Origin of the sequence: Corynebacterium sp. LK14, assembly GCF_008042215.1 — a bacterium.
Classification (GTDB): Bacteria; Actinomycetota; Actinomycetes; order Mycobacteriales; family Mycobacteriaceae; genus Corynebacterium; species Corynebacterium striatum.
On record NZ_NOVQ01000027.1, the window covers coordinates 1 to 535 of the forward strand.

At 55.0% G+C, this 535-nt stretch carries 1 protein-coding gene; it reads left to right on the plus strand.

Going from position 1 to position 535, the window contains the following annotated elements; all coding sequences use genetic code 11:
* Positions 1 to 8: 8 nt before the first annotated feature.
* Positions 9 to 535, plus strand: a 527-nt coding sequence (locus CHU71_RS12685) for an IS3 family transposase (RefSeq protein WP_255456451.1), incomplete at its 3' end; no start/stop codon positions are given.

Here is a 535-nt window from a genome sequence, read left to right on the forward strand (position 1 = left end):
GCGATGCTGTGCTGATTGAACGCATTAGGGCTGTTCATCAGGATAATTACGGTGTTTACGGGGTGCGGAAAATGTGGCATGCTCTTCGCCGTGAAGGAATTGATATCGGGCGTGAACAAACCGCTCGGTTGATGCGCCTGGCCGGTATTTCTGGCAAAGGCAAAGGCAGATCACCTATCACAACCCGAAGAGCTAACGTGCCTGATCTGCGCCCGGACTTGGTCGAGCGTGAATTCAAAGCTCAGGGTCCAAATAAGCTGTGGGTGGCCGACATTACGTATGTGCGCACGAAGAAAGGCTTTGTGTACGCCGCGTTTGTCACCGACGTTTACTCCCGCCGGATCGTTGGGTGGGCGTTATCAGACTCAATGCGGACTGAAGCACTGCCGCTGCAAGCTCTCAACCAAGCGATCGTGTGTGCTGAGGAAACAACAGGTCTCATTCACCATTCGGATCACGGGTCCCAGTACGTCAGCGTGGTCTACAACGAGCGACTAGCCCAGCACGGTATTGCCGCTTCCACTGGGACGGTTGG